The 18,255-nt window shown below is 69.4% G+C and carries 20 protein-coding genes and 1 pseudogene; 11 read left to right on the forward strand and 10 right to left on the reverse strand.

Translation table 11 applies throughout. The annotated features are described in order from the left end of the window. The first annotated feature begins 607 nt into the window (after positions 1 to 607). A complete protein-coding gene (locus JNW89_RS02600) occupies positions 608 to 1,087 on the forward strand; it encodes a hypothetical protein (RefSeq protein ID WP_238447512.1) in 480 nt (159 codons plus the stop codon). A gap of 430 nt (positions 1,088 to 1,517) precedes the next feature. On the opposite strand, the gene JNW89_RS36410 is transcribed toward JNW89_RS02600, so the two are convergent. Further along, positions 1,518 to 2,171, reverse strand: a complete 654-nt coding sequence (locus JNW89_RS36410) for a hypothetical protein (protein ID WP_309139942.1) — start codon at positions 2,169 to 2,171, stop codon at positions 1,518 to 1,520. Further along, the gene (locus tag JNW89_RS36415) at positions 2,093 to 2,482 is read right to left on the reverse strand and encodes a hypothetical protein (protein WP_255540313.1); all 390 of its coding nucleotides are present in this window, start codon (positions 2,480 to 2,482) and stop codon (positions 2,093 to 2,095) included. Before JNW89_RS36415 ends, JNW89_RS36410 begins: the two co-directional genes overlap by 79 nt. A 255-nt stretch (positions 2,483 to 2,737) precedes the next feature. Here JNW89_RS36415 and JNW89_RS02610 point away from each other — a divergent pair, with 255 nt between their 5' ends. Further along, positions 2,738 to 3,412, forward strand: a complete 675-nt coding sequence (locus JNW89_RS02610) for an HNH endonuclease family protein (protein WP_238447513.1) — start codon at positions 2,738 to 2,740, stop codon at positions 3,410 to 3,412. A 64-nt stretch (positions 3,413 to 3,476) separates the two neighbouring features. Here JNW89_RS02610 and JNW89_RS02615 read toward each other — a convergent pair whose 3' ends face one another. The 3 genes and pseudogenes from JNW89_RS02615 to JNW89_RS02625 all read right to left on the reverse strand — a co-directional run. After that, entirely contained in the window at positions 3,477 to 3,743 is a 267-nt protein-coding gene (locus JNW89_RS02615) for a hypothetical protein (RefSeq protein ID WP_238447514.1), read from the reverse strand. Between the two features lie 178 nt (positions 3,744 to 3,921). Next, the gene (locus JNW89_RS02620; protein ID WP_238447515.1) at positions 3,922 to 4,284 is read right to left on the reverse strand and encodes a helix-turn-helix transcriptional regulator; all 363 of its coding nucleotides are present in this window, start codon (positions 4,282 to 4,284) and stop codon (positions 3,922 to 3,924) included. Between the two features lie 471 nt (positions 4,285 to 4,755). Next, positions 4,756 to 5,182: pseudogene (locus tag JNW89_RS02625) on the reverse strand (IS5 family transposase); the annotation flags it as partial. A 593-nt stretch (positions 5,183 to 5,775) separates the two neighbouring features. Here JNW89_RS02625 and JNW89_RS37950 point away from each other — a divergent pair. Both JNW89_RS37950 and JNW89_RS02635 read left to right on the forward strand, forming a co-directional pair. Beyond that, the gene (locus JNW89_RS37950; protein ID WP_309139943.1) at positions 5,776 to 6,849 is read left to right on the forward strand and encodes a transposase; all 1,074 of its coding nucleotides are present in this window, start codon (positions 5,776 to 5,778) and stop codon (positions 6,847 to 6,849) included. After that, on the forward strand, positions 6,827 to 7,156 hold the full coding sequence (locus JNW89_RS02635) for a hypothetical protein (protein WP_238447516.1): 330 nt from the start codon (positions 6,827 to 6,829) through the stop codon (positions 7,154 to 7,156). Before JNW89_RS37950 ends, JNW89_RS02635 begins: the two co-directional genes overlap by 23 nt. A 306-nt stretch (positions 7,157 to 7,462) precedes the next feature. Here the strand turns inward: JNW89_RS02635 and JNW89_RS02640 are convergent, their stop codons facing one another. Continuing rightward, positions 7,463 to 8,026: a dihydrofolate reductase family protein gene (locus JNW89_RS02640; protein ID WP_238447517.1), complete on the reverse strand. Its 564-nt coding sequence runs from the start codon at positions 8,024 to 8,026 to the stop codon at positions 7,463 to 7,465. A gap of 322 nt (positions 8,027 to 8,348) precedes the next feature. Continuing rightward, positions 8,349 to 9,770 (reverse strand): low temperature requirement protein A, encoded by a 1,422-nt coding sequence (locus tag JNW89_RS02645; protein WP_238447518.1) that lies wholly within the window; start codon positions 9,768 to 9,770, stop codon positions 8,349 to 8,351. A gap of 36 nt (positions 9,771 to 9,806) precedes the next feature. Here JNW89_RS02645 and JNW89_RS02650 point away from each other — a divergent pair, with 36 nt between their 5' ends. Beyond that, complete coding sequence (locus tag JNW89_RS02650) at positions 9,807 to 10,073, forward strand: hypothetical protein (RefSeq protein ID WP_238447519.1); 267 nt, start codon at positions 9,807 to 9,809, stop codon at positions 10,071 to 10,073. 234 nt (positions 10,074 to 10,307) lie between these two features. Here JNW89_RS02650 and JNW89_RS02655 read toward each other — a convergent pair whose 3' ends face one another. Further along, entirely contained in the window at positions 10,308 to 10,685 is a 378-nt protein-coding gene (locus JNW89_RS02655) for a hypothetical protein (RefSeq protein ID WP_238447520.1), read from the reverse strand. A 168-nt stretch (positions 10,686 to 10,853) separates the two neighbouring features. Here JNW89_RS02655 and JNW89_RS02660 point away from each other — a divergent pair, with 168 nt between their 5' ends. Together JNW89_RS02660 and JNW89_RS02665 are read left to right on the forward strand one after the other, a co-directional pair. Then, the gene (locus JNW89_RS02660; protein ID WP_238447521.1) at positions 10,854 to 11,012 is read left to right on the forward strand and encodes a hypothetical protein; all 159 of its coding nucleotides are present in this window, start codon (positions 10,854 to 10,856) and stop codon (positions 11,010 to 11,012) included. Positions 11,013 to 11,274: 262 nt separating this feature from the next. Further along, on the forward strand, positions 11,275 to 12,486 hold the full coding sequence (locus tag JNW89_RS02665; protein WP_238447522.1) for a hypothetical protein: 1,212 nt from the start codon (positions 11,275 to 11,277) through the stop codon (positions 12,484 to 12,486). Between the two features lie 48 nt (positions 12,487 to 12,534). Here JNW89_RS02665 and JNW89_RS02670 read toward each other — a convergent pair whose 3' ends face one another. Then, positions 12,535 to 12,654 carry a kinetochore protein SPC24 gene (locus JNW89_RS02670; RefSeq protein WP_238447523.1) on the reverse strand — a complete coding sequence of 40 codons (120 nt, stop codon included), beginning with the start codon at positions 12,652 to 12,654 and terminating at the stop codon, positions 12,535 to 12,537. 26 nt (positions 12,655 to 12,680) lie between these two features. On the opposite strand from JNW89_RS02670, the gene JNW89_RS02675 reads away from it, so the two are divergent. Then, positions 12,681 to 12,929 (forward strand): hypothetical protein, encoded by a 249-nt coding sequence (locus JNW89_RS02675; protein WP_238447524.1) that lies wholly within the window; start codon positions 12,681 to 12,683, stop codon positions 12,927 to 12,929. A 62-nt stretch (positions 12,930 to 12,991) separates the two neighbouring features. Here the strand turns inward: JNW89_RS02675 and JNW89_RS02680 are convergent, their stop codons facing one another. Next, entirely contained in the window at positions 12,992 to 13,522 is a 531-nt protein-coding gene (locus JNW89_RS02680) for a hypothetical protein (RefSeq protein ID WP_238447525.1), read from the reverse strand. Between the two features lie 832 nt (positions 13,523 to 14,354). Between JNW89_RS02680 and JNW89_RS02685 the strand changes: the two genes are divergently transcribed. The 3 genes from JNW89_RS02685 to JNW89_RS02695 form a co-directional block, all read left to right on the forward strand. Continuing rightward, positions 14,355 to 15,728 (forward strand): Hsp70 family protein, encoded by a 1,374-nt coding sequence (locus tag JNW89_RS02685; RefSeq protein WP_238447526.1) that lies wholly within the window; start codon positions 14,355 to 14,357, stop codon positions 15,726 to 15,728. Between the two features lie 434 nt (positions 15,729 to 16,162). Further along, positions 16,163 to 17,776, forward strand: coding sequence for a hypothetical protein (locus JNW89_RS02690; RefSeq protein WP_238447527.1), 1,614 nt, complete (start codon positions 16,163 to 16,165; stop codon positions 17,774 to 17,776). Between the two features lie 232 nt (positions 17,777 to 18,008). Next, positions 18,009 to 18,255, forward strand: a 247-nt coding sequence (locus JNW89_RS02695) for a hypothetical protein (protein WP_238447528.1), incomplete at its 3' end; no start/stop codon positions are given.

Here is an 18,255-nt window from a genome sequence, read left to right on the forward strand (position 1 = left end):
AGCTGCCCCAGCGCCTGCCGCTGACCACACCATCCCCGGCTTGACACCACAGATCTGATGGCGGTTGTCACCTGCGCCGGGCCTACGGACCGTCGATCGGGCGGGCTCGGCGTTGCGATACCGTCAAGGCGCCCACACCGGCGTCGAGCAGTCCGCGTCTGCCGGCTGGCGATGGTCCGCAGGGCGCCCGACGAATCCAGGGAGACACCGATGCCGGAGCCCGAGCCCGTTCAAGGCGCCCACCTCGAGGATGCGGACACGCCAACCATGGCCGAGACCGAGACCGAGACCGACGGTCCTGCCGTTTACGCAAATCGGGCTGCCCGACGCGCGAAGGGCAAGGTTGCCTCGCCTCAACCGTATGCAAAGGGTCAGCGCTTCGGCGGCCGAGGCTCGGTCCAGGGCCCGCGCCAGTGGGGCAACCGTCGCAGCGGCTGATCCGTTGGTGGAGCCTTCGCCGGCACATGGCTCCCGTTGCCCATGGCGATGATGGCGGCGCAGCAGGGCGTGGACACTCTTCTTGTAGTCGCCGGGGCGGACTTCCATCACGACGGGGACAGGCAGCCTGAGGCCTAGCAGGTCCCGCCGCTGAGCTGACCTCGACCGGATGCACCAGGCGCTCAGCGGCGCCGAAGAGCTGGTAAGCCTGGCGCCTGCGCGCTGGCGGCGCCGCCACGACGTGGAACGCCACGCGCGTACGGCTGGGCAGATGGAACGCGTCATCGAACACAGCCGGGGGTTGGCCCGCCGGTCAGCGATAGCGCTGCGGTACAACGGGCCGATTCCCCCCGACCTGCCCGCCGCCGTCGGCCAACTCGCCGACGCCGTCGAATTGTTGCGCCGCGCGCACCGCGCCGGGCACCCGCCCGAGGGCACCCACCAGAAGGTACGCGACGCCGTACAGCAGGCTGGGCGAGCCCGAGCCCAGGGAGTCGACGAATTCGGGGAAGCGGTGGTGACCCAACTGCGCACCGCCAGCGACCTGCTGCGAGTCACCGGCTGCGACCCGACATCGGCGAACCGAGAGATACGGAATGCGGCGCAGCACGGCAAGGAGTCTGTCCGGACCGATGGAACGCCCGAATGAGTGCCAAATTCTTCGGTGTCCCGTTTACATGCTCGGAGCTGCCTAAAATGGCTCGGCCGTCGCCGGGTTCGGATTGCCTCTCATAGATCCCTCCCGGCGTGATGATCGTATATGGCTGCACATCTCCGCCGTGTGGTTGTTGCAGCCGTCTCGTCTGTTGATGTCTGCACTTGCAGCCGGTCCCCGCGCTGGTCGGCGCGGGGACCGGTGGTCGGTGACCTGCGGCCGGGGCTGCTCCACCTGCGCGTCGCCGTGGCCAGCAGCCGTGGCGGTGTCCTCGCCGACGGGTTCAGCTTCACGCTCGAGCCTGCTCGCGCGCCATGTCTGGTCTCTTTGTTGTGGATAACTTTGTGGCCTGTGGATGACGCCCTGATCATGCTGCGCATGTGCTACCTCCCCCGGCTCGGGTTCGGTGGCGGTGTTATGAGCGTCAGGGCTGGCTGTTGAGCGGTGGTACGTCGGTGATAGCGAGGTCGAGGCGGGGGCGTCGGTAGCGCACGAGGTGGCGCCACCGGTGGTGCTCGTAGGCAGTGTCGACGTCGATCTCCGCGGCGACCGCAGGGAGGATCGGGGTGTAGGGGAGGGGTTGGGGCCGGTCGAGCTGTCCCGTCCAGGAGGCGGGCAGTGGTTGCGGCCACGGGTGGGCGTCTGGTGCTGCGGTGTGAGGGGTGAGCAGGTCGATCAGCTCCGCGCGCTGGGCCGGCCGCAGGGCGTGGGTCCGGCCGGTGTAGCGGAGTCGTCCGTGCTCGTCGAGGCGGCCGAGCAGGAGGGTCTCCGGATTACTGAGGCGGGGGGTGACGCCGCCGATGATGGCCTCGGTGGTGTGGTAGGTGCGGTACTTCTGCCAGCCGCGCTTGCCGGGCTCGTAGCGGCTGTCGAGCCGTTTGATCATCAGTCCTTCGATGCCGGCGGCGGTCCAGGTGTGCAGCCACTCGGTGGCCTGCCCGACGTCGGTGCTCTGCGGTGACAGGACGAGTTGTGCCGGGGCGTCGGCGAGCAGTGACGTCAGCAGGGCGCGCCGTTCGGTGAGCGGCTTGTCCAGCAGGGGTAGGCCGGGCGGGGCGCTGAGGAGGTCGAAGACCACGTAGTGGGCGGGGTGCTCCTGGCCAGGGCGTCGCGGCCAGTCCCGGCGGTGACCCGCCGCTGCAACTGGGAGAAGTCGGTCCGTTCTTGCGCCCACACCACGAGTTCCCCGTCCAGGACGGCGCCGGGTGCCACCGCCTGGTTGACCGCCTCGAGGACGTCCGGGAAGTAGGCGCCAAGGTCACGGCCGGCTCTGGACTGCAGATAGACCCCGTCCTGGTGGCGGAACGCCAGGGCACGCCAGCCGTCCCACTTCGGCTCATAGGACAGGCCGTGGCCTGTCGGCACAGTCTCGACGGGTTTTGCCAGCATCGGCGCGACCGGTGGCCGCAACCTGCCACCGGCATCGGGTGGGCTGGCGCGCCGGCGGCCAGGGCTCACCGCAAGACACACCTTGGGCAGACCCGAACAGTCCTCACCTCCTTCTCTCAGGGTTGGGCCCTGCGGCGGGCGGCGCAGGAAGATGCCGAACAGTCGATGGCTGTACGACATCCCTTTACAGGCATGCCCTTCGATCGACATGATCGTTAGAGACGGTAGCCGTCCACCACCACGAGGAGGCCCGCCATGTCGATCACCCCAACCTCTCCCCGATTCCCGCGCGCCAGACGACACGCCGCCGCGCTCGCCGTGGCTGCGCTCGCGGGAACGTTGCTGGCCGGCGTGAACGCGCAGCCCGCGTCGGCCACGCCTCCCGGCATCCCGTCGAAGTCCACGGCGCAGTCCCAGCTGAACGCCCTGACGGTGGCGGCGCAGGGCTCGACCAGCGGCTACTCCCGGGACCTGTTCCCGCACTGGATCACCATCAGCGGCACCTGCAACACCCGAGAGCAGGTCCTCAAGCGCGACGGCACCTCCGTCGTCGTCGACAGCTCCTGCGCCGCCATTTCCGGCCGCTGGTACAGCCCGTACGACGGCGCCACCTGGTCGGCGGCCTCGGACGTCGACATCGACCACGTCGTGCCCCTGGCAGAGGCATGGCGCTCCGGCGCCAACTCCTGGACCACCAGCCGGCGGCAGAGCTTCGCCAACGACCTCACCCGCCCCCAGCTGATCGCGGTCACCGACAACGTCAACCAGGCCAAGGGCGACCAGGACCCATCGACGTGGCAACCGCCCCTGTCGTCCTACCGATGCACCTACAGCAAGATGTGGATCACCGTGAAATACAGCTGGGCCCTGACCCTGCAGTCGACGGAAAAGTCCGCGCTGCAGAGCATGCTCAACACCTGCAGCTCCTGACCGAACAGTCCCGGCCGGCGGCACCGCCTCTCGGGATGCGACCGCCGGCCGGGCCCTTGAGCCGTCACTGAGGTGGGGACGAGGCGGCGTCACCGTCCTGCTTGCGCCAACTGCCGCCGGCGTCCGCGGCGAGCAGGCGCTGGATCAGGGCGAGGGCTTCGGGTTCGCTGTCGAAATCCCACCGCAGTACCCGACCCGTCTCGGCATCGCCAGCGCGGGCGATGACCTTCCACCTGACCTCGCGGGTCAGCCACACGTCCCGCCGGCCCAGCCGTCCCCAAATGCCGTTCCACCAGCGCCCCGCCACTTCCCGCACCACCGCCTCGTACAAGCGTTCGACTGGCGCTGTTTGGCGAACGCGGGCGGTGTGGCGGCTGGCGCGACGTCCGCACCAACCAGCACTTCACGCTTAAGCAGAACCCACCGCGCCGCCACCACCTCGACGACTTCGGGGTCTGCCGACCCACGGCCTGGGGCCCTGCGCCGGCGCCGGCCTTCGGCAGTGTCGCTCAGCGGGCCTTCTTCGTCGCCCGCTTGCGCGGCGGCGTCAACAGGTCGGCGATCGCCGTGATCGCGGACGGCCGTAGGCGGTAGTACGCCCAGACGCCCCGCTTCTCGCGCTCGAGCAGGCCGGCCTCGGTGAGGATCCGAAGGTGATGGCTCACGGTCGGCTGGGAGAGACTAAGCGGCGCGGTGAGGTCACTCACGGACGCCTCGCCCTCTGGCGCGGACTGGATCAGACTGAGTAGTCGCAGCCGGGCCGGGTCGGCGAATGCCTTCAGCACTCCCGCGAGCGACTCGGCATCGGCACGCTTAATCGGCTCGCCAGCCAGCGGCGAGATAGCCGGCGTAGCAGTTTTCGCAGCTCCCACGTCTTCTATCGTTCCACCAACACCATGAATAGGCCGGTGGAACCAGGGCCGTGTCACCGTCCGTTCGCGGGTAGGCAGCAGAGTTAACTCGTCCCGGCCGTGTCCGCGCCGGGACGGGCCAACGTCTGCGTCGGCCCAGCGTGTCGGGATCTTGGGCCACTTCACATGATGATCGCGGACGAAGGAGGTGCGAGCATGCCCGGATCGTGTGGCGTGGTCGTCGTAGGAGGTGGCCAGGCGGGCTTGGCGGCGCGCTACTACCTACGCCGCGCGGCCTAAGTCACGTCATCCTCGACGCCCAGTCGCAGCCGGGCGGGGCGTGGCGGCACTTCTGGAATTCCATGCGTCTCTTCTCCGTCGCCGAGTACAGCCCGCTACCAGATTGGGGCATATCTCGACAGGAGAGGGAGGAGTCCCGACCGCTGGGTATGGTCTGGACTACCTTCTTGTAGACCGCCTTGTCGAAGGCTGGTGGTTCTTCGTGCTCAGCCCTCCGCGTGATCGGCCGATGGCCTCGCCATCTTGCGCACCAGGCGTCGCCGGACTTGTCGGTGGGCCCCTTTCTTGCGGGCGCCAGCGGCATGCTGATGCGCCCGCACGACCGACGAGTCGATGCTGATCGTCCACAGCACGGTTGTGCCGTCGTTATGGACCTGCGCCGCCGCGAGGATCCGATCTCACGTGCCGTCGGCGGTCCACCGGCAAAGGCGCTCGTGGCAGGTCTCCCGCGGCCCCTACCGTTCCGGCAAGTCACGCCACGGCGCACCCGTGCGCAGCTTCCACAAGATCCCGTTGATGACCTGCCGGTGATCCCGCCACCGCCCCCGCGCACCGCCCGGCTCGGGAAGCAGCGGCGCGATCACCGCCACGCCTCGTCAGTCACCTCGCCACGACGCACCACCGGCACATCGTCAACGATCAACCACTACATGATCGACACACGCCCTAGGCGATATGAACCTCGGCCTGGACCCTGGAATGCCAACCGGTACGCCTTCGGCGGTGGCAACCCGATCAGCAGCGTGGAGATCAACGGCCACATCAGCCCCGGCGGGATCATCGACGACATCAAGGACGCCCTCAAGCCGGCCGGCAAGGGCGTGGTGTGTCTCCCCGCTTCCGGGCAAACGGCGGGCGCCAGGCGTGACGGCAGCAGAGCGACAGCGGCAGCGGCCGGCGCGCGCCCAGGCGGCGGCGCGTGCGGCCCGTTCAGGGCCGCCTTGAAGACGTACAGAAAGTTTGAACCACTTCGCCGGCGGCTGTCTGGGAGGATGTCCCCGCCGGCCGGGCCTGACCCGACTTTGAACTGGCTCCGTGCCCTCATGTGGACCCGTCGACCCGGCTGGCGGGGGCACCTCTCTCGGCACCTGCACGGGCCGGCGTGGTGACCTGATTAGGAGCTCGGGTTCGTCCCTCATCCCCGTTCTGTCCAGCGTTCTCCTCGTGCTCGGTGGTCGAGCCTTGCCGTCAATGCAGCAGGTAGGAGGCAGCGTGAGTGAGGACCAGGACGTGACCGTCGGCGTCGACACGCACAAAGACGTACACGTCGCGGCAGTGTTGGACCAGACCGGTCGGGTGCTGGGCACCAGAGGCTTTCCCACGACGATGCGCGGCTACGCGCAGCTCGCCACATGGGCTGAATCCTTCGGCACGGTAGTCAAGGTCGGTATGGAAGGCAGCGGCAGTTACGGCGCCGGGTTGCTGCGGTTCCTGACCGACTACGGCCTGACCGTGGTCGAGGTCGACCGCCCGGACCGCTCCACCCGCCGCCGGATCGGCAAGACCGACACCATCGACGCCGAGTCCGCCGCCCGGGCGGTCCTGTCCGGCCGCGCCACCGGCACCCCGAAGACCCGTCACGCCCAGGTCGAGATGATCCGGGCTCTGCGCGTCGCCCGCCGCAGAGCGATGAAGGCTCGCATTCAAGCCGGAGGTCAAGTCGAAGCACTCATCGTCTCGGCCCCCGAACCCGTGAGACAGCTGGTGCGCGGGCTGGCCGGCAAGAGACGCATCCGCGTCTGCGCCGCTCTGAGGCCTGGCACGGTGTCTGATCCGGCGACCGCCACCAAAGTCGCGCTGCGCAGCCTCCTCGCCCGACGCTGGCTCGCCCTTCAGGCCGAGATCGACGACCTCGACAGCCACCTGGCCGCCCTCGTCACCGCCGCCGCCCGAATCTGGTCGTGCTGCCCGGCGTCGGCATCGACACCGCCGGACAACTCCTCGTCACCGCCGGCGACAACCCTCACCGCTTGCACTCCGAAGCGGCTTTCGCCCGACTGCGGCGTCGCCCCCATCCCAGCCAGCTCCGGCCGCACCGACCGCCACCGCCTACACCGTGGCGGCGACCGCGACGCCAACCGCGCCCTGTGGCGCATCACCCTCGTTCGCATGCGCTGCCACCAGCCCACCAAGGACTACGTCACCCGCCGGACCGCAGAGGGCAAGACCAAGACCGAAATCATGCGATGCCTCAAGCGCTACATCGCTCGAGAAGCCTTCACCCATCTCGCACCTCGACCGACAGAGCAGGCACCATGGCCCGGTGCGACTACTGACGGCAGATGAGTTCACCGCCACGATCGGGACACCGCCAACACCAGTCGACGTCGACGGGCCTCCTCCCTTCGACTTCTGGCCCTACTACGACGCCATCCCCCATGACCACTTCGCCGGCCACGACTTCAGCCGGGAGGAGGTAACGAACGTCTGGCAGATGCCCGACGGCACCCACCAGCACGTCCTCATCGCGTCCGGAACCCCGAACGTGTTCATGGCGCTCGTGCTCAACCTCCGAACAGCATCAGTACTCGGCCACCACCTGCTCGACCTCAACAAGCTCTACGGGCTCAGTCAGCCGCCCACGACACCTTGACGAGCAATAGGAGCGTCCACATTGCCGGCAGCGCCTGTCGTACTCCGCTTGATGCGTTACACGGTGACTCCGGTTGACGAGTTACACGGGCCTTGAGCATGCCGGATACGGACGGGTGACGCCTACGGTCCGCGACGCTGGTGTGCCAGTCATCCGCTCTGCCGAGAAGGGTTCACTCGGTCATGCGATGGACCTCCGATGCTTGGGAAACAGCCCGCGAATACTCATGGGCCTCACATGCGGCGGATGGGTGGGCGGGCGCTCGTCACACAGGCCGCAGCGCCCAGATCAGGGTGGTAACCCTGGTTAGTGGCCGAGAGGGCGGTAACGGAGGTGAACGACGCCGTTTTGGAACCGGCGCTCGTCGAGGAGCGCGAAGTCGGCGCGCACGCCAGTAGGCAGCCCCGGCTTGCCGCCTCCGACGGCCGTGGGCCAGACGAACAACTGGCACTCGTCAACCAGTCCAGCCCGCATGGCTTGCGCCGCCAGGTTGGCGCCTCCAACGGTGATATCACTGCCGGCCGTGGCCTTCAGCTGGTGTACGACGGCGGGGTCGAAACGGCGCTCCAAGCTGGTGACGGCCGTTGACACCGCGGTGAGAGTCGTGGAGTAGACGACCTTGTTCGCCGCTTGCCAGGCGCTCGCGAAGTCAGCCATGAGGCCGGACTGGGCGGCTAGAGCAGCGTCGGTTTCCCAGACAGCCATCGATTCGTACAGGCGCCGCCCGTAAAGGAAAGTACCCACCGACCGCAGGAGGTTGGTGGTGAACGTGAATACCTCGTCGTCGGGCGGGAACCAGTCGAAGGCTCCGCTTTCGTCCTCGATATAGCCGTCAAGCGACACATTAGTCACGTAGATCAGCTTTGCCATGCCTCTACCTCCCGGTGCACGTAGGACCCGATTGGGATGTCGCCTTCGCCTGCTAGCTGGTTGAGCATCACGTCTGTTTCGGGATCGGGCAGACGTCTCCGCCTCTCGCCCGTTCTACGAACGACTCGGCCCGGATCCGACGCCATCCCGAGAGAAAGTTCCACGGGATCGTCGGCTGGGTCGGCGCACGCCAGCGGTGTCCGCTTCTGCCGCTGACCGGGCGTCTTGACCGGCATCGAGGATGGCATGCCCAGCGACAGGCGGCCCGCCAGTTACGCACCGTGACAGCCGAGCCCGGAGAGAGGCGGCCAACTGTCACCCTTCAAGTGAAGCTGATGTGTAACGGATCAACTGGAGCCCGACATTGCCGGCAGCGCCGACCGCTTCTCCCGCACACGTCGGGAAGTGGCTCCTCAGCGGGGTTTCTCGTCGGGAGCTTCTTCGTGCCAGCGGGCCCGCCAGTCGGCCTCGTGCTTCTCGTGGGTGGTCTTCTCCTCGAAGACCGCCTTGTGCAGGGCTCGGCGGGCGTCCGCCATGACCACCACCTCGTCGCGACCAGTCCGAGGCAGATGGCCGTCAGTAGGCTGAGGGCCGCCAGTGCGGGGAGGTGTGTGGCGAGGGGGATGGCGACCGCGAGTACGAACACGGTGCCGACGCGGGTCCAGGAGAGCGTGCCGAGGGTGCGCAGTTGGAACAGCATCCCGCCGCAGAGGTAGCAGATCACCCCGCCGAACAGCAGCAGCACGCCCGGGCCGTGTGTCGGCTCGGCGAGGTTGATCGAATCGTCCGCGACCTGCCGCACGATCTCCTCTGCTCCGAGGGCGAACAGGATGATCCCACCGATCATGACGAGCTGTGAGTACGCGTAGGCGTCTCGCGCCATGGCGACCCGGAGGCGTCCCTGCGCCGCGTGCTGCGCGATCCGGGCGGCCGGAGCGATGACGTCGAAGTGCGTCCACCACAGGGCGGCGGTGAAGAAGATGCCGAGCACCGCGGCGGTGACGCCCCGCCAGGTGACCGGCTCACCGAGCAGGTTGCCGCCGACGCCGACGGAGATGATCGACTCGCCCAGGGCGATGATGAGGATGAGGTCGTACCGTTCGGTCCAGTGCTCGGCGGAGGTCAGCACCCAGCCCCACGTGTTGGCGACCAGGCCGGCGCCGTACTGCAACAGGACGACGGCGACCCAGAGCCCGTCGCGCACCATGTCGGCCTGCCCCCGGTCGTCGATCTGCGGCGGGATCAGCGCGGCAGCCAGCAGCAGGAGGGTGCTCATCACCAGTTCGGGGGAGTACTTCAGCAACAGGCGACGCTCGCCGGGTCTCTCCCCGGCGACGTGCCAGTACAGCAGCAGGTGCACCGCGCGGAGCACCAGGTAGCTGACCGCGACCACCACCGGCCCGATAGCCCACCGCACCGGATCACCAAACGCCTGCGGCAGGGACAGCGCGAAGCAGAACAGCGCGGCCATCCCGACGACCATCAGCGCCGGGACGAAGCCCACGCCGAGCCGGACCCGGGCCGCGACCACCGTGTGCACCACCCAACACCACCAGAGCACGGCGAGGACCAGCATGCCGTGCAGCAGGCTGTCGCCGGTGATGTTCACGGCGGTGGCCCGGGTGATGATGAAGAACGAGAAGACGAAAACCAGGTCGAAGAAGACCTCGAACCGGTCAACGCGGGTGCCAGGGGCCACCGCGACGGCCGGCCCCAGCCGCTCCGCCCCCCGTTTGCCACCCACCGACCGAGTGTCGCAGCGCGCAAGCCCTGTCCGGGCATGATTCGCGTCAGCCCCCGAGGCGGACACCGCGCATCGAACTCCCACCGCATCTCACCGCCGACTGCGTACGGCGAGCGGCTCGCGCTCGCCTGCGGCGAGTACGTGGACCGCTTCCTGCACCTCGACGACGTCCTGCACACGCACCGACCCGAGGGCCCGCACAACCACCTGGCGTTCTTCACCGTCACAGAAGAGCCGTGCCGGGTCAGGCGGGCCAGGACTGTCCTCACCACCAGCAACGCTCGAATGGGCCATTTCTGCTGAGAACACTGAATCGGGGATATGGCAGCTTTCATTGATGGAAGGAAACCTATCCCTTGTTCTGAGCGGTGATTTTGCCGACTTCGCGGTGGATCCGGTGAGTGGGTCTTTTGCCGTGCTCGAGGCGGGCGGAAGAGCTCGGAATCTTCGTCTAGTCCGGGCGTGAGACCTTGGTCCTCGCGACAATCGTTGCTGACATCTGCGATTTTCGCGTATCGGCGCGTTCTGCGGTCGATGCTATCTGTCCATAGTTGTCAAGGCAGCTTGCTGGTTGAGGTGATCGCGGCGATCCCCTCTGCGAGGGCTCGGCAGCAAGAAAGCAGCGAAACAGGCGGCTGCCGCCACTACTAACACGACCCAGGCATACCCCCCGAGCACGAGCAACGCCGCCACGGCCACATTGGTGAACGAGCCGAGCAGGGCGGTCAGCCCCGACGGGAGGAGGGCGACGAATACCAGGGTGACCAGCGTGTGCACGCCCACGGCCGGCGCGGCCCGGCCGATCCGGCGCAGCCGCTCCCGCGGCAACCGCCCGATAGCGACGCCGAGGCAGGCGCAGGCCAGGATCAGACAGCTTGCCACGAACGAGTGCAGCGGCTCCCGCCAGAAGCCCAAGCCGGACACCGCCCGCCTGATCGGCCAGAACGCCTACGCCGGCTGCACCGGCGAGTGCGAGGAGCTGCAGATCGTCACCAGCAGCGGCCTGCTTCCCAAGCACCTAAAGCCGACGCCCAAGAGGTAGCCAGCAAACACGCGGACCGCCGCAAGGCGGCCCGGGAGGTCATGAGCCCACCCACCCCAACCACCCTCGCGTTGATCGAGTTCAAGCTGCTGGTCCGCTACGTCAAGGCCGACGTACCCGACGTCACCCCGGCACCCGCGGTGGTTCCGCGACGATCCGTGAATTTCCACCTGCTGAGTACGCTGACGTCGAGGCGGTAGCCGGCGAGAGAGGTGGGACGCATTGGCCGATGTGACCCATGATCGCCCGGCGGATGCGACCCCGCCTGCCCCGGGTCAGGTGACCTCCGCGGCACCGACCACGGCCATCCCCGACCGCGCGCGACGGCGCGCCCGCATGCGCACCATCGCGTTGCTCGTTCTCCGCATGTCCCTTCCGGACCCGCTTTCAGCGGAGTTTTGGCACGGGTTTCGGGAGGCTATGCGACGGCATCGCGCCTCGTGGAGGTCGCCGGAATCGGGGATGTTCACCCGGACAGGCCGCTGGTTCCAGGTGCTGCATGATGCGCGCGCCCGGCAGGCGCGCTGGCAGCGGATCCAGAGTCTGGCTGGCAGCGCGGTCTTCGCCGACCCGCAGGTGCGTTCCCGCCTGCGAGCCCTGTCGGTTGCGGCGGCTGCCCGCGACGCGGTCCGTGAGGTCCGTGCGGTCCCATTGCTCCTGTGCCTGATCCTGCTCCTGTGGATCGCCGTTCCGCTGTACCTGATGGCACCGCTCGACGTTTCGGCCGGGCAGCGGATCGGGGCGACGCTACTCGGCATGTTGGTCGCCGTTTTGCCCGGGCGGGCGCTGGCCCGGCCAGGCGCCGGGCCTTGGAGGTTGCTTGTGGCGATCACCGCGCCGGTGCTGGGCCTGGTGGTGACCGCCGGCAATGGGTTCGGCCCGGTACTGCGGCCGAGCGCAGTTCTGGAAGACGCCGCCGGCCAGCCCACCGGCATATGGGTCATGGGGCTACGGCTCGCCGCAGTGATGATCCTGGAACTTGTCGTCGCCCTCCTGCTGGGCGCCGCGTGCATCGTTCCGCTGGATTATCGGAGGCAGATGCGCCGCCACCCGGAGTGGATCGCGCTCGAGCACCTTGCTGTCCTGCTCGACGCCCTGGCCGATCCGCGCCGGAACATGGCCGAGGCAGTGGGTCGGCGGGCGATCGCGGGTCGGCTGAACGCCCTTGCCGACGTACTCGAGCACGGCTTCGCCGCAGCGCTGCGGCTGCCGTCCGTCGAAAGCGACGCCGTCCTGCGTGAGCGTCTGCGCCGCCTCGCCGCCGGGATCCGGGCGCATCAGGTCGCGGTCGCCATGCCGGAGGTTGACACCCCGGCCGACTTGCGCCGTCTTCTCCTGGCCTGCCTCGGCGCGATCTGTACCGGCCGGATCGGATCGCTGATCGGGCTCACCGACGCCCCGCCGCCGCGCCGACGGGCACTCGTCCTCCTCGCCTGGCTCCGCTCGATGCTGCGCTCCACCGCCATCGCCCTCGTCCCGCTGGCGCTGGTGGTGGCGTTGACCCAACGCGGCATCCTCCGGGACGACGCGCTCGCCCGCTCGGCCACCGTCGCGGCGTTCCTCTGGGCGCTTACCGTCCTGCTGATGGCCCTGGACCCCCAGCTCACGGCAAGAATCCAGATGGTCAGGGAGCTCACCTCCATACTGCGCAGCGGCGGCGACCCGAAGAAGTAGCGGCCGCTTTAGCGCTCCGCCGCGTCTGCCCGGCCCCGGCTGGCGGCCTCAGCGGGCCTCGCGCAGCTCAGCCAGCCGCGCCTCGATCTCGGCCAGCTCGGCGCGCAGCCGCTCCGCCTGCTGCTCCGCCTCGGCCAGTCCGGCGGCCGGGATCTCCCCGCCTGTCACACCACGACAAGCGGTTCCTCGCCCTCATGACGGCCGAGCAGCGCGCCGCGCACTACGAGGCGTTATGGAGGCTCTATCGGCACGTCGACCGGATCTGGGAAGCGCCGAAGCAGGCCAACGGGCCGCACCCGGCCGAGCTGGGCGGATACGGGCCGGTGGCTGGGCTGCGGGACATGTTGGACCGGTTGTTCGGGCACCTCGAAGAGGTGCGGTCCGCGGCCGGGGAACAGCCGGAGGACTACCGGGCGCAGATGGTCGTCGAGCTGGTCGACTGACCCGGTGACACGACCGCGGCCCGCCGTGCCGAGCTGGGTGGCGGCCCGCGGTCGTGCGCGGGTCACAGGCCGGCTAGCGCCGCCTCGACCTTCTTCGCCAGCGACGGCTTCACCTTCCCCGACACCCGTACCAGCACCCGCCCCTGATCCGCCCGGTAGTGGTACTCGGTGCCCAAGATCTGCATGTTCTTGAGCGTGTCCTGGATGAACTTCGACCGCCGGTCCGCATCATCGGCGGTCGGCCACACCTCAATCACAAGGCCGCGGTCGATGCCGTACTTGTCGGCTTCGGTGTCGCCTCCGGGGAGGTCGGCGGAGGCGCGGGACGTGTAGCCGTTCGGGCGGCCGAGCAGGTCGTTGGGGTCGTTGTCCTCGTCCTGCACCGCGCCGTGGGTGGCGCCGAGTTTCGCGGCGGTCAGCTTCGCCAGCACCGCCTTCGCGTCCATCGGCGGGGCTGGCGCCGGCGCCTTCTCGGCCGCGCTGGTGGCCGCGGCGGGGCCGGCGGCCTGGGGGCTGTTGGTGGAGTTGTTGCCGCAGCCGGCGAGCATGAGCGTGACGGCGGTGAGGGTTACGAGGGTGTGTCGGAATCGCATCGGACGATCATCCGACCGGCCGGGCTAGTGCGGTGGCCGGCGACCGGGCGGCAGGGTGTCGTGTGGCCGACAGTAGGCTGGCCGTGCCCGGCAGGCGCAGGCAGAGGTGGAACGGTCAATCCTTCCCCAAGGCAGGTGGCATGAAATCGCGACGCGTGAACCTCACATCCGGCGGGCTGACGTCGGACCTGCGCCCTCCCCGCAATCCTCTCGGCCAAGTGGGTGAAGCGATCGAGGGCGGCAGGTAGTGATCTCCAATGTCGTCTCCGGCCCCTGCCTGTCGGTGGCTGTGCGTGATTCATGGGTGACGTGACAGTGATCCTCATGTTTGACTGGGGTCTATGCGACCGGGGGAGGCGCGGCTAGCGATCGACTGCGGCAGTGCCACCACGACCGCAGTCGTGGCCTGGCCGGACGGTAGGTGGTTCCCGCTGCGGTTCGACGGCGGGCCGGCGCTGTCCAGCGCGGTGTTCCTGTCCGATGACGGGAACGTCCTGACCGGGCAGCGGGCCTGGCAGGCGGCCGTCACGGACCCGCAAAGGTTCATCCCGGCGCCTCGGCGCTCTGCCGAGCAGATGCTCACCGTTGCTGGCACTGAGGTCGACGCGTTGGATCTGGTCGTGGCGACCCTGCGCCGGGTCGCTGGTGAGGCGCAGCAGGCGGTGGGCGTCGCGGTGGAGGATGTGCGTGTGGTGGTGCCCGCGGGGTGGGGGCCCCGGCGGCGGACGTGGCTGCGGCACGCCGCGTACCGCGCTGGCCTGCCGCAGCCTCGCCTGGTGGAAGCGCCGGTGGCCGTGGCCGCCAGCTGCTGGCCGAAGGTGTGCAGCTTCCGGTGGGCTCGTTCTTCGTCATCTGCGATGTCGGCGCCACCGCGGAGGTCAGCGTTCTGCGGCGTGGCCCGGCAGGATTCGAGGTCCTGGCAACCCTCACGGACCCGGACGCCGGCGGCAGCGCCATCGACGACGCGTTGACGGCCATGCTGGTCCCAGCGGCAACGGGAACTACCGGCGAGCAGGCAGAGAGGTGGGGCCTGACCGCCAGCGTGCAGGCGGGCAAACATGCCCTTGCTCACCATCCGGCGGTCACCGTGCCACTGCCGGGCGGCCCCGCCGCGGTGTTGAACGCTGCCTTGCTGGATCAGGCCGCGCGGCCCGCGCTGGACCGGGTCGCTGAGCTGACGGTGGAAGCGATCGCCGCGGCGGAAGTCGACCGAGCAGGTGTCGCCGGCATCTTCTGCGCCGGCGGGGTCAGTCACATGCCGCTGCTGGAGAAGACCCTCAGCGAGGCGACCGGCATCACCCCCATCGTGGCGGCCGATCCTCACCTGGCCGCGGTGCGTGGCGCCGCCGACGTCGGCGCCGTCGCAGTCAGCGGCGATGCTGTCGCGCAGGAGCCGACTGCGGTGCCGCCGCTGCGCAGGGCTGTCGCCATCGCGGTGCCCGGCTTCGCGTCCCTGGCGTTGGTAGCTCAATTCCTCCTCACCCCGGAATGGCGGGGAGGGATCCTCGGCGTCATCCCTGCCACGGCGATCCTGAACTGGGGTGAGCTAGCCATGGCCGCGGTGTTCGCCCTGATCGCCTGCCTCGGCGCCGGCACGGTCATCGCCGCGGCCATCGCCGCCCGCAACCCGACCGACCACATCCCACCCGGTGTCCAGACCGGCACCGGGATCCTCGCCGCCGCGAGCATGGGCAGCGCGATCGCCGGCATGTACGCGGTGGTCGGCAGCCTCTACATCGAGACCGCTGTCGGACCTTTCCTGCGCTGGGCGCTGCTGCCCATCGCCCCGATCATCGCGGTCGCGTCGGTGATGGCACTCATCGCCGCCCGACAGTGGCGCACACCCCGCGGCGGCTGGTCACAGCTCCTATCCTTCCCCACCAGCTCGGTACTGACAGCGGCAGCCGGCATGCTGTGCATCCAGTACTCCCTGACCGCCGACCGCTGGCCCAACATGATCCTGTTCATCGACATCACCGGCCGCCTCGGCGGGCTGCTCCTCGGCGCCGGCACGATCATGGCCGTGGTGCGGCAACCACTGCTGCGGCTCATCCTCGGCGCACCCATGGCGGTCATCACCGCAGCGCTGGTCAGCCCCCGCGCATCCGGGATCCTCGGCGTCATCTACGCCATCGCGGTCGCCGTGTGGTGGATCCGCCAACTGTGGACCCGCATCCTGCGCCCGCACCCCCGCCCCATCCCATGAGCGTCTTCACCGACCTGAGCCCTGATCTGGCAGGCGAAACACTCGCTACACACTGGTGGTGGCGATGAGGTGGCCACGGCGTCTGGCAGCACTGCTTGCGCTGTTGCTGCTTCTGATCGTCCCGCCGCTGCTCCTGCTGAGGATTACCAGCTGGCCCACTCAGGGATTGCCTACCGCGCAGCAGGTGCAGGAGTGGGTGGCGCATCCGTTGACCCAAGGCACGCTGACCGCCGGGTTGACCCTGCTGGCCTGGCTGATCTGGCTGTCCGTCGCCTACACCGCCATCGCGGCCGCCGCCCGCCGGGTGCGCTCCGGCGCGCGGTGGCTGCGCCGCATGCCGCTGCCCACACCGCTGCAGGCCACCGCCACCACGTGTCGCCGGCGCGGCGGCCCTGAGCGCGGGCCACACCGCCGTTGCGGCGCCTGCCGAACCGGTGGCACCGGTCACCGCCTCCGCCGCTGGTGGCTCACCCATCAGCCCCGACATTGGCGAGGCGGTGGACGTGGGGGAGGGGGTCACCGTCCCGGGAGGGTGGCTGCCCCGGGAGACGGCCGAGGAGGTAGCGGCTGCGTCGGTGCTGGTGTGGCTGCGTCGCCGCCGCGACTATGCGCCCCTGACCGGCTCAGGACCGCCGCACCATGACCTGGCTCCGCTGTCGACGACCGTCGCGGCTGTCCGGGCGGCCCTGGACGCCACCACCCACTCCGACGACCCGGCTGGACATTCACCACCGGGCGAGGCTACGCCGGCGGGACCGCTGACGGTGCTGCCGACGGCGGTCGCACTGACCGGGCCAGGCGCCCTGCACGCCGGCAGGGGAGTACTGGTCACCACACTGCTGACCGCCCTGCGGCAGCCGGCGGACGGAACGCCAACCGTAATCACCCGCACGGCCCTGACGATGCTGCTCGGCCCGGCCGCCGCCGTCGCACTGCAACAGGGACTTCCCGGCCTGCAAGTCACCGCCAGCCTCGACGACGCGCTGACGCTCGCTCACGGCACCGCACACAAGACGCTGCTGATCAGCGACAGCGCGGCGGGACCCGCCGCCAGCCGCTTGGCCGCCGCGCTCGATACCGGCACCGTCACCGCCGTCATCCTCGACACCTCGCCGGTCGGAGCGGCCTGGCACGTCGACGTCCACGGTCACACCACCGAGGTGGGGCGGTCGCAGGAGGGCGGGGCGCGGCTGTGCGTTCTGGACCAGGTCGCCGCCACCGACCTGCTCGCCGTCCTCACCCTCACGCAATCCCCGCCAGGCCGTCAGCTGCCCGACATCACGGTCGTTCCCCGTCCCCGACCCCCCGCCGATCCCCTTACCGTCCGCGCGACAACGGCCGAAGTCGCGAAGCCGCCGCCATCGGTTCACCTGCGGGTTCTCGGCAAACCCGCCCTCCTCGTCGACGGGCGACCCGTCGCAGTCCGTCGCAGCGCCGCCTGGCAGGGCCTCATCCTCCTCGCTGTTCACCCTGAAGGGCTGGGCGCCCGGCAGCTGACCGACGCCATCTGGCCGGGTGTACCGGCCCACACCGTCACGGGCCGCCTCTACACCACCCTCAGCGACCTGCGCCGCACTATCGGCGCTGCTGCTGCTCACCACCGTGACGACCGCTACCGCCTCGACCCGGACCACGTCGACGTCGACCTGTGGCGCCTACGCGCGGCAGCCCAGCACGCCGCCACCGCCCTCACCGACCACACCGGCGCCTGGCAGAAGGTCATCGACACCTACACCGGTGACCTCGCCACCGGCCACACCTGGGCGTGGATCGACCCGCCGCGCGAAGCGACCCGCCGACTGGTCATCGACGCCTACGCCGCCGCGGCCGACGCCCAATCCGACCCACCGCGCGCCTTAGAGCTGCTGGAGGCGGCGCTGCGCGTCGATCCCTACAACGCGCACCTGCACCGCCGCGCCGCCGACGCCCTCACCGCCGCCGGTGACCACAGCGGCGCCGCCCAGCTCCGGCACCGCTACACCCATCGCCTCGCCGACGCCGGGCTCGCACCCATCCCCCTGGATCAGACGACACCTTCGGCGCGGTGAGCCGCCCCCGACCGTGAGCACCTCGGGGGTGGAACCGGCTGAGCGTCGGTGACCTGCGTGTGTAAGGCCGTGTGAGGTGGTGTGAGGGTCTGTCAGACGCCTGCCCCTGCCCCCACGCCCCGCCCGCTCCTAGCGTCGATCACGAACCACGTCGACCACATGGCAGGAGGAGAGGAGGCGGGAGGTGAGATCCACGTCGGGCATCCTGGGCGCCATCAGCGCCGTGACTGTCGTGTCCGCCGGCTACGCCGCGTCGCTGCACGCGAGCCTGTTACCGGCACCGCGGCTTCCGTCCGCCGCACAGACCCGGGCCTGGATCGCGCAGCCCCTGACCGAAGGCTTCATCGTCTTCCTCGCACAGGCCGCAGGCGGCGTTCTCGCCGTCTACCTCGTCACCGCGATGACCACCCGCGTGGCCGTCCGGCTCACCCGCGCCGCCCGTTGGCTGGCCGCACTGCACCTGCCCGGCCCGCTGCAGA

It is taken from the genome of Micromonospora sp. 4G55 (assembly GCF_016803375.1).

Excerpts from the sequence above, each read along its gene's own strand:
- JNW89_RS02600 (WP_238447512.1), top strand. The coding sequence starts at position 608 with ATGCACCAGGCGCTCAGCGGCGCCGAAGAGCTGGTAAGCCTGGCGCCT.
- JNW89_RS36415 (WP_255540313.1), bottom strand. The coding sequence starts at position 2,482 with ATGCTGGCAAAACCCGTCGAGACTGTGCCGACAGGCCACGGCCTGTCC.
- JNW89_RS02610 (WP_238447513.1), top strand. The coding sequence starts at position 2,738 with ATGTCGATCACCCCAACCTCTCCCCGATTCCCGCGCGCCAGACGACAC.
- JNW89_RS02640 (WP_238447517.1), bottom strand. The coding sequence starts at position 8,026 with ATGGCAAAGCTGATCTACGTGACTAATGTGTCGCTTGACGGCTATATC.
- JNW89_RS02650 (WP_238447519.1), top strand. The coding sequence starts at position 9,807 with ATGATTCGCGTCAGCCCCCGAGGCGGACACCGCGCATCGAACTCCCAC.
- JNW89_RS02660 (WP_238447521.1), top strand. The coding sequence starts at position 10,854 with ATGAGCCCACCCACCCCAACCACCCTCGCGTTGATCGAGTTCAAGCTG.
- JNW89_RS02665 (WP_238447522.1), top strand. The coding sequence starts at position 11,275 with ATGTTCACCCGGACAGGCCGCTGGTTCCAGGTGCTGCATGATGCGCGC.
- JNW89_RS02675 (WP_238447524.1), top strand. The coding sequence starts at position 12,681 with ATGACGGCCGAGCAGCGCGCCGCGCACTACGAGGCGTTATGGAGGCTC.
- JNW89_RS02680 (WP_238447525.1), bottom strand. The coding sequence starts at position 13,522 with ATGCGATTCCGACACACCCTCGTAACCCTCACCGCCGTCACGCTCATG.